Source organism: Vibrio sp. 1727 (genome assembly GCF_033344415.1).
GTDB lineage: Bacteria > Pseudomonadota > Gammaproteobacteria > Enterobacterales > Vibrionaceae > Vibrio > Vibrio alginolyticus.
Genome location: NZ_JAWPOT010000019.1, coordinates 113305 through 122584 on the forward strand (window position 1 = coordinate 113305; position 9280 = coordinate 122584).

Annotated in this window: 9 protein-coding genes, 1 rRNA gene and 1 riboswitch; of the genes, 4 read left to right on the plus strand and 6 right to left on the minus strand. The window is 46.6% G+C overall.

Annotated features, from left to right (window positions below; genetic code table 11):
* Window positions 1–6: 6 nt before the first annotated feature.
* From tenA to thiD, 5 genes are read right to left on the minus strand one after another with little or no spacing between them, the layout of a single operon-like run.
* Complete coding sequence (gene tenA, locus R8O10_RS18025) at window positions 7–675, minus strand: thiaminase II (RefSeq protein WP_318191599.1); 669 nt, start codon at window positions 673–675, stop codon at window positions 7–9.
* A gap of 54 nt (window positions 676–729) precedes the next feature.
* Window positions 730–1680, minus strand: a complete 951-nt coding sequence (locus tag R8O10_RS18030) for an ABC transporter substrate-binding protein (RefSeq protein WP_005374293.1) — start codon at window positions 1678–1680, stop codon at window positions 730–732.
* A gap of 47 nt (window positions 1681–1727) precedes the next feature.
* A complete protein-coding gene (locus R8O10_RS18035; protein ID WP_047102517.1) occupies window positions 1728–2528 on the minus strand; it encodes an ABC transporter permease in 801 nt (266 codons plus the stop codon).
* Window positions 2521–3276 (minus strand): ABC transporter ATP-binding protein, encoded by a 756-nt coding sequence (locus R8O10_RS18040; RefSeq protein WP_017634350.1) that lies wholly within the window; start codon window positions 3274–3276, stop codon window positions 2521–2523. Before R8O10_RS18040 ends, R8O10_RS18035 begins: the two co-directional genes overlap by 8 nt.
* Window positions 3266–4123 (minus strand): bifunctional hydroxymethylpyrimidine kinase/phosphomethylpyrimidine kinase, encoded by an 858-nt coding sequence (gene thiD / locus R8O10_RS18045; RefSeq protein ID WP_047102518.1) that lies wholly within the window; start codon window positions 4121–4123, stop codon window positions 3266–3268. Before thiD ends, R8O10_RS18040 begins: the two co-directional genes overlap by 11 nt.
* Window positions 4124–4220: 97 nt before the next feature.
* Window positions 4221–4328: riboswitch (TPP riboswitch) on the minus strand.
* 311 nt (window positions 4329–4639) lie between these two features.
* Here thiD and R8O10_RS18050 point away from each other — a divergent pair.
* Window positions 4640–6025 (plus strand): TldD/PmbA family protein, encoded by a 1386-nt coding sequence (locus R8O10_RS18050; RefSeq protein ID WP_054702131.1) that lies wholly within the window; start codon window positions 4640–4642, stop codon window positions 6023–6025.
* Window positions 6025–7368, plus strand: coding sequence for a TldD/PmbA family protein (locus R8O10_RS18055; RefSeq protein ID WP_318191600.1), 1344 nt, complete (start codon window positions 6025–6027; stop codon window positions 7366–7368). The genes R8O10_RS18050 and R8O10_RS18055 overlap by 1 nt, the downstream gene beginning before the upstream one ends.
* 77 nt (window positions 7369–7445) lie before the next feature.
* Here the strand turns inward: R8O10_RS18055 and trmY are convergent, their stop codons facing one another.
* Entirely contained in the window at window positions 7446–8045 is a 600-nt protein-coding gene (gene trmY / locus R8O10_RS18060; protein WP_017634347.1) for a tRNA (pseudouridine(54)-N(1))-methyltransferase TrmY, read from the minus strand.
* Window positions 8046–8205: 160 nt separating this feature from the next.
* On the opposite strand from trmY, the gene R8O10_RS18065 reads away from it, so the two are divergent.
* Window positions 8206–8730 carry a DUF3087 domain-containing protein gene (locus tag R8O10_RS18065; protein WP_033907183.1) on the plus strand — a complete coding sequence of 175 codons (525 nt, stop codon included), beginning with the start codon at window positions 8206–8208 and terminating at the stop codon, window positions 8728–8730.
* Between the two features lie 483 nt (window positions 8731–9213).
* Window positions 9214–9280 (plus strand): 16S ribosomal RNA (locus R8O10_RS18070); the annotation flags it as partial.

Genomic DNA, 9280 nt, shown 5'->3' on the forward strand with positions numbered 1-9280 from the left:
CTCCGATTAATCTTGCTGAGCGTTTAGACCTTGTTGCCAGAATGCCACTTCCATACGCGTTGCAGTTTTGAATACCTGAATCAGGTTTTGACCACGCTGACTATTGATATCGATTTCCGCCAATAACTGATTAAAGTGTTCTGCACCTTTTGCGACACCAGATTGGAATTCCTCACCACCGTAGAGGTTGATCCAACTTGCGTATGGGTTACCTTCGAGCACAGTGCTTTCGTCTTCAATCAGCATCTTACCGATTACGGCATAACCGATAGAGCATGGTGCTAGTGCCGCGTATAGATCAACAAGATCGCCCGTCATGCCAGCATCTAATACGTAACGGGTGTAAGCCACAGTGCCGAAATCTTCTGGCTCGTTTTCTAAGTCGGATTCTGTCAGTCCCCATTGCTCACAGTAAGTCACGTGGTGGGCGATTTCAGAATCGAGCAATGCGTGTACGCTTGGTAGGGCACGGCGCATGTCATCCAAAGTACGTGCTTTGTAGATCGCTAATGCGTAAGCTCGTGCGTACTGCTTTAGGAAAAGAAAATCCTGCTTTAGGTAATGCAGAAAACAAGGCTGACCCAGAGTGCCTTGCGCCAATTGCTGCACGAAAGCATGCTCAGTGTATTCTTGCCAATCTTGGCGGCAAGCGTCGATCAAATCTTGGTATTTCATTATGAGTATCTCGTTATCAAAAGACCCTAGGCTTAGGTCCTAAGGTCAGTAGAATTAGTCAAAGCTCGGTACGTAATCTTTCGCTTTTGGCAGTGTTTCGATGATGTTTTGTGAATACATGAACTGCGCATAATCATCGTAGCGTTTCAGATCTACTGCGGATGGACGAAGAGCGAAACGAGTTAGCGTGTCGTTCCAAGCGCGTTGGTTAAGCTCGTTGTTGAGCGTGTCTGGTGAATAAGCCACGAACTCTTTCCACGACTCTTTTGGATGGTTAACGATGTAAGTGGTCGCTTGCTCTAGTGCTTTGTTGAATGCCTTGATGGCTTCTTTGTCGTAGTTTTTTGCATTGGCTACGAAGACTAACTCGTCATACGCTGGCACGCCGTGTTCTTCAGGGAAGAAGGCCTTAGCTTTATAACCTTCTAGTGCCAGTTGGTTGGTTTCGAAGTTACGTAGACCGCCCCAAATCGCATCCACCTTGCCAGACGCAAGAGACGAAGACAGCGCCCAACCTACGTTGATGATTTGTACGTCAGAAAACTTCACGTTTTCTTGCGCTAGCATGGTGCCGATTGTCGCTTCTTCGTTGCCTGCGATCGCAATACCGATCTTCTTGCCTTTCAAGTCGCCAAGGTTTTCATTCTTACCGTTATCCAGCACCATCAACGTGTTGAGTGGCGTAGCAATCAAAGTCGCAGAGCGGATTAGTGGCAAACCCGCCGCGACATCGATAGTTAGGCTTGGTTGGTAAGAAATCGCCATGTCGACTTTACCCGCCGCGACTAACTTAGGTGGCGTGCTTGGATCTGCCGGCTCTTGAATGTTGACCTTCAAACCTTGTTCTTTGAAGTAACCACGCTCTTTGGCAATCACGATAGGACCATGATTTGGGTTGACGAACCAATCCAACATCAGTGTCATCTCTTTTTCTGCTGCAAGCACATTGGTTGATACCACTGAAGCGAGTAGAGCAGCAGCGCTCATAAGTTTGTTTTTATTCACGGGGTTCTTCCTTTTCTTTCCCAATTTTCTTTGGTTATTTTCTGTAATTATTTGCTTTCCCAAGGGATGGCTTTTTTCAATAATTTATCGGTGATGAAGTAGAGTGAGATAGACAGCACGGCTAGGATAAACAGCGCCGCAAACATCTCATCAATGATCATGCGAGCGTTGGCTTGGAGCATCAGATAACCCAAGCCTTCACTTGAACCTACCCACTCACCGACCACTGCTCCAATTGGCGCAATAACGACGGCAACACGAATACCTGAGGCTAAAGTTGGTAGGGCGGCTGGCAATTGAATATGACGAAGTAGCTGCCATTTAGACGCGCCCATGGTCTTGGCAAGATCGAGGTAACCTGTTGGTGTATTGCGTAAGCCGTCATAGCAACATGTCGTGATGGGGAAAAAGATGATGATCGCTGCCATGACGACTTTCGATGCAATACCGTAACCCAGCCAAAGCATGAGCACTGGCGCGATGGCGAACACAGGGATCGCTTGGCTAGCAATCAGAATAGGCAATAACCAACGCTTCAGCGGCTCGAACATCAGCATTTGCAATGCGAACAGCAAACCCATCGATAATCCAAGCGCCAAGCCAAGTAAGATCTCTTGCGCGGTAACCCAAGTATGTTTGAGCAAGACATCGTAACGAGTGACCAATCTATCCAGCACTTCAATTGGTGAAGGTAAGATGAAGCCTGGCATGTCGAATACCACCACAACCAACTGCCACAATCCCAAGATCACCGCAGTGCTGATTACCAAGCGCAGAGCTGGATGGGTCACGCGTTCTTTTTTACCAATACGTGCCGAAACGGAGTTGTACTGAGTCATATCACTCATAGTCTTTCTCCAATTGATCCAAAATCGCTTGTTGAAGCGCGGCGCACTCTCCATCGAGAACTCGTGGTGGCTTGGAATCCGGAACAACCAAGTGCTGAGCTTGCGCAGGCGTGCCTTGCAGTACATAGAGTTGGTGAGCTAATCGCACCGCTTCTTGTGGGTCGTGGGTAATAAGAACAACGGTTTTATCTTTCAGTAACTCGGCAGACAAGGTTTGCAACTTATGGCGAGTAACCGCGTCCAACGCAGAGAAAGGCTCATCCATCAGAACCAGAGGCTTGTCTTGCATCAGAGTGCGAGCAAGGGCAACACGTTGTCTCATGCCGCCAGAGAGCTGAGCTGGCTTAGCATCCGGGTAATCGGCGAGTCCCACTTGGCTGAGTAAAGTCAGTGCACGTTGTTTATTTTGTTCTGGTGCTTGCTCTTGAGAAAATCGAGAACTGAGGCAGACGTTGTCTAACACATTCAACCACGGCAGCAACAAGTCTTGCTGCGCCATGTAGGCAATACGCTTGTGTAAGGTGATGCCATCCGTGGTCGTTAACTCGCCATGCCATTCGACTTTGTCGTCTAACAAACCCGCTAGATAACGAAGGATCGTCGTTTTTCCGCAGCCACTGCGACCAAGTAACACTGTCCATTGATTAGCAGGAATAGTCATACTCAACCCTGCTAGCGTTGGTGTTTGGCTGTCTTTGTATCGCAGACTAGCATCGGAAAGCTGAATGCCAATCGCGTTAGCGAACATAAGTATGACCCGCAAAAAAGTGGTTCACAGGGCCATGGCCTTTACCTACATCCAATTCATCAGCGTGCGCGATAGCTTGGCTGATGTACTGCTTACCCAGGTGCACCGCTTTGTGTAGGTTGTTGCCTTGGCCAAGATAAGACGCAATGGCGGAAGAAAGTGTACAGCCTGTGCCATGGGTGTTTTTGGTTGGAAATCGCTTGGCGCTAATTAACTCGGCACTGTCTTGCATGATAAGCAGATCGTTGCTGTTTTCATTTTCTTCAAGGTGACCGCCTTTGAGCAGAATAGCTTTGGCGCCAAGCGCACGAAGGTCGGTAATCATATCGTTCATTTCAGATTCTGATTGAGGCATTGGCTTACCCGTCAATGCTGCGCCTTCGGGTAGGTTAGGGGTAATGATGTCTGCGAGCGGAATCAATTCTTCTTTTAAAGTGCTGATTGCCGACTGTTCCAGTAATAGATCGCCGCTGGTGGCCACCATTACAGGGTCAATCACGAGGTGTTTTGGCTGGTATTGTTTAATTTTGTCAGCAACGACTTTGATGATGTTGGAATCGGCCAGCATGCCCACTTTTACTGCAACGATGTTGAGGTCGGTGAATACCGCATCGAGTTGACTCTCTACATGGTCGAGAGGAATTGGGAAAATCGCAGAGACGCCTTGAGTGTTTTGTGAGGTGATGGCGGTAATCACTGAGCAGGCAAAGCTACCAGTTGCGGACATCGCTTTGATGTCAGCTTGAATACCTGCACCGCCACCACTGTCTGAGCCCGCGATGGTCAATACGATAGGGGTAGGCAAGGCTGGCGTTTGATGTGAATGAGGTTGTGATTGCTGCGTCATGGTCGCTCCTACTACAAGACGTATAGGAACTGACTTTGACCATTGCAGATAGATCGATTTTTCGATCGCTATCGCTTACCTAAGAGGGGCGACGAAAGGCAAAGTGTGCATAGTTCCCTACGTCAGTGCTAACTGAATCAGGTTCAACGGGTCTCGAATTTCGATCTCAGCCAACACTTGTCGTGTGGCCCCCCGACTATTTCGTTCGGATGATAGCAGGACCATTGCGGAAGGGATACGTTTTTTGAGCGTAATTATAATGAGTATTCAATTATGCGAGGTGAGTGATAAAGTAAGCACCTAAATGGTTTGCTGGGTGGAATTTACTAGTGCAACGCTCTGGTGAATGAGCAGAACCTGGAATATTTAATAAATACTCGTGGTCTCGTTAAGCAAGGATTAGCACAAAACAAGGTTAAAAAACTGTTAAAATTTAACGTGTTGCCAATTTAATTTTGTTGAACTTTTTCACAGTTAATTAGGAAGGCTAAGACGATCATCGAGCAAGGAGACTTCATGCTTAATTCTGTAACAGCGAAGTCAGTGATCGATCATGCGCTCTTTTTGGGGGCTGATTTCGCTGAACTATTCGTTGAACATCACCAAACCAACACTGTCCAGATCGCATCTGGTGAGGTGGACAAGGTTAACTCGGGTATCGATTTTGGTATCGGTATTCGTCTCTTCTTCGGTCATAAAGTGCTTTACGGTTACACCAACAGCACAGATGAAACTGAACTTAAACGCGTAACCTCACTGCTTGCTGCAAAAGATAAGCGTGAGCAAATCGCGTCAGCAGGTTCTCTCAATCTGAACCGCTACCCAATACAACATGGTTGCCGCATGCCGCTAGGTAAGGATGCTAACCTAGATTCAAAAATCGCGTTTCTATTGAAAGTTGACCAAGCAGCACGTGCAGAGAGTGAACATATCAGCCAGTTTATTGGCAGCGTGCTTCAGCGCGAACAGCAAGTGTCTATCTTCAACTCAGAAGGCCTACACGTTGACGATACTCGCCACTACATTCGTGTTGCTGGTAACACTGTCGCGCAAAAAGGTAATGAGCAGTCTTCTGGTATGGAAGGTCCTGGCGCTCTTGCTGGTTGGGAATTCAGTGAACAGCTTGATGCCAAAGAGCTAGGTCAAACTATCGCGCAGCAAGCGTTAGTAAAACTTGGCGCGGATGCTTGTCCATCGGGTGAAATGCCGGTGGTGATTGGTAACGGCTTTGGCGGCGTTATCTTCCATGAAGCATGTGGTCACTTGCTAGAAACCACTTCAGTTGCGAAGAAAGCATCAGTCTTCCACGACAAGATGGGCGAAATGGTTGCTCACACCGCAGTGAATGCAGTCGATGATGGCACCATGACCAACGAATGGGGCTCGATTCACATTGATGATGAAGGTATGAAGACTCAGCGCACTCAACTGATCAAAGACGGTAAGCTAACCAGCTTCATGGTCGATAAAATGGGTGGCATGAAGACAGGTTATGAGCCTACGGGTTCTGGTCGTCGTCAAAACTACAAGTTCGCACCAACCTCGCGCATGCGTAACACCTTTATCGAAGAGGGCGAGCATTCACTTAATGACATGCTGGCAGGCATCGAACGTGGTATCTATGCGAAGAAGATGGGCGGTGGCTCTGTTCAACCGGGTACGGGGGAGTTTAACTTTGCTGTTCGTGAAGCCTACCTCATTGAAAATGGCAAAATCACCAAGCCTCTGAAAACAGCAACGCTGATCAGCACGGGTCCAAAAGTGTTGAAAGAAATCAGCATGGTCGGCAAAGACATGGCGCTTGCGCCGGGCATGTGTGGTTCCGTGAGTGGTTCAGTACCAACAACTGTCGGTCAGCCAACGCTGAAAGTAGATAACATTCTGGTAGGAGGCGGTAACTAATGAGCCAAGAACAACAACTTCTTAATGCGGTTGATTACGTCCTATCAGAAGCAAAATGCCAAGGTGCAGAAGCGGACGTCATTGTAAACCGTAACAGTAGCTTTTCTTTGAAAGCGAACCAAGGAAAGCTGGATGAGTACAAAGTAAGCTCAAGCCAAGTTCTGGGTGTTCGTGTTGTGAAAGATGCGCGTGTTGCAACAAGCTATTCTGAGTCGTTAGAGCAACCAAGCTTGGATTTGATGCTGACCAACGCACTGCAAAGCGCTCGCTTTTCCAAGCAAGATGAACATCAGACGATTAGTTGCGTGAACAGTCAAATCGCGACTGATGTTGCTGAGATTGCGCAAGAAGATACAACTTCTGTTGACGAAAAAATCGAACTGTCTCTCGCTCTTGAGCAAGGCGTAGTGGCTCTGCCTCACGCCTCTAGCGCACCTTACAATGGTTACAGCGATGGCGAAACACAACTGATCATTGCCAATACTCAAGGCACATTGTGTCAACACTTCGAGCGCTCGTTCACTTGTTACGCGTATACCTTGTTTGAAAAAGACGGCAAACAGTCAATGGCGGGTAGAATGTCACTGGGTCGCCGTTTTGATGAGTTGAATCCAGCTTACTGTATCGAGGGTGGCTACAACCTTGCTCGCGATCTTCTTGAAGGCGCACCGGTTGCGACGGGTAACTACCCTGCTATCTTCCACATCAATGCGCTAGCAAGTTTATTCGGTGCTTTCGGCAGTGCTTTCTCTGGCGTAAGCGCGATGAAAGGCATTACGCCACTGGGTGACAAGCTTGGTCAACGTGTTGCGAGTGATTTAATTACCTTTACTGATACGGCTTACATGCCAAATGGTATGGCAATCGCGAGTTTTGATAGTGAAGGCTTCGCTACTCAAGATAATGTCATGATTGCTAATGGTGAGTTGAAAACCTTGCTACACAACAGCCAGACCGCAAGTTACTTGGGCGCAGTCTCGACAGCAAGTGCCGCTCGCGGTGCAAAATCGAGCCTAGACGTATCAGCGAATCACAAAGTGATTGCGACGGGTAACAGCAGTGCGTCAGAAGTAAAAGCGGGTGAGTACCTAGAGTTAGTCGAACTTCAAGGTGTCCATTCTGGTGCGGATGCAGTGAGTGGTGATTTCTCATTTGGCGCGAGTGGTTTCTTGTGCCGTGATGGTAAGCGCATTCAACCAGTTCGTGGGATCACGGTAGCGGGTAACTTCTACAATATGCTGCAAGAAGTTGAGGCAGTAGGTGATACTCAGCTAATTAACGATAGCCGAACTTTCTTCTCGCCAGACGTTCGTTTTGCTCGTTTGAGCATTGGTGGTAAGTAAACTTAGCATTACTATAGAAACAAAAAGAGGACTCAATAGAGTCCTCTTTCATTATCTAGCAACGTGTGCGCGAATAACTAGAATTCGCGTATGTCCAACTCATTGTGGATCAATACTACACACTGAGAAGCGAAAAGCATCTTAGGACCTAAGCTGATCTTCTCTGTGCCAAGGCGCTTTAAGCTGTTAAAAGACTTTTTCGGCATCGGTATATGGTCAGTTAGCAAGAAACATGGATTTTCACCAATTTCTGCATCACGAACAAATTCGCCTTTCTTATCCAGCATATATAGTTGGTGATCTTCTGCCAGTTCTTGTACTAGGCGTTCAAAGCTCACTGTACGAACGGTAATACCAGGTTCGACTTCACGAAGTTGCTCTTTACCCATACCAACCGAAGCATCCAAAGCGCGAGCCACTGCTGCAATCAAGGTTGACTCATGGAAGCCGCCAATGTTGGTGATGTCGTTGGAGCGAATAGTAATGGTGCGTGAGAAATCTTTTGTGCTTTCTAAAACCAAGTGAACAACCACATCTTCACGGTGTGATTGAGCAACGAACATCGTGTTCATCATGGTATGAGCAAGAATCTCTGTATGCGCTTCATTACCAACACCTTCTAACAGTGCTTTGCTGGTGGTTGGCGCCGCGCGAGCTCGTAAAACAAAAGAGCGCATGAATTTAGCCTCTATATAGGAAGAGTGAATGCGCGGAAGTATATACCCAAGCAGGGAAGGGATGCGAGTTTAATAGCAAATGTGAACTTACTTACAAAGCTTCGATTGTGGAGCTGGGTGTGCTGGCTAGAATAGGAGGCAACCCTGTTAGGAGTGGTATATGGAAATCAAACAGATAAATAAAGACATTTATAAAAAGAAAGTAAACCTTGTGATTGGCGGTTTTGTTGCGTTGCTCGCCATCTCCTCTCTTGCCTTTAGTACCTTGTTGATTGTTTTGTTTGGCAACACTGAAGTCGTACCAGAACAATCAACGGGCAATTTCCATTGGAATTTGATTGGTGTCGTTCTCGCAGTTGCAACTTCCCTCTCTTTATTGAATCAAATTAAAACTCGACCATACATGGAAGAAGTGCTGTACGTTTGGAAACTCAAGCAGCTGCACAACAAGATCTTTCGTAAACTAAAAAGCATTAAAGCAGCCGCGAACAATGGCGATGTAAAAGCGCTGACGATCCTTAAGTTCTACTATACGACTCAAAGTCAGGTGTTTGAGCTAGACAACAACACACTGACGATGAGCAGTGTAAATAAAGAATTGGAGGCTATCGAGCAAATCGAAGCGGCGCAATCAATGAGTCTCGATATCACAGGCTTTGAAGAGTCTTGGCTAGACACATATTGATTGCCTATTTGCTACTTGAAGTTAACAACTGAGTGCTAAAAATAAGCGTTTGAGTGATATTTAATCATTCGACGCTTTTTTTTGATTTTTTTTCTGAAAAGGGGTTGCCAAGAAAAATCATCTCCCTATAATGCGCCTCCGTTGTCAGGGCAAAGCGGAAACGCAAAAGCGGTTGGCAAGAAGGCGAAAGAAAACTTCTAAAAATTAATTTAAAAAAGTGTTTGACACTGAAAATTAATTCCTTAGAATACGCCTCCGCTTCGATAGCAAAGCTTACGAAGCAAGCTCTTTAACAATATAGACCTATCAATCTGTGTGGGCACTCGTTGATGATAATCCAATTAGATATTTCTTTCTTAACGGAAAGCGGTGTCAAATTAGGTTTCAATGATACGAAGTGACCATTGAATCTTCGGATTCAGCACAGTCAATTCAAACATTACTTATGTAATGTTCAGTATTCATTGAGCCGAACAAAATCTTAAATTGAAGAGTTTGATCATGGCTCAGATTGAACGCTGGCGGCAGGCCTAACACATGCAAGTCGAGC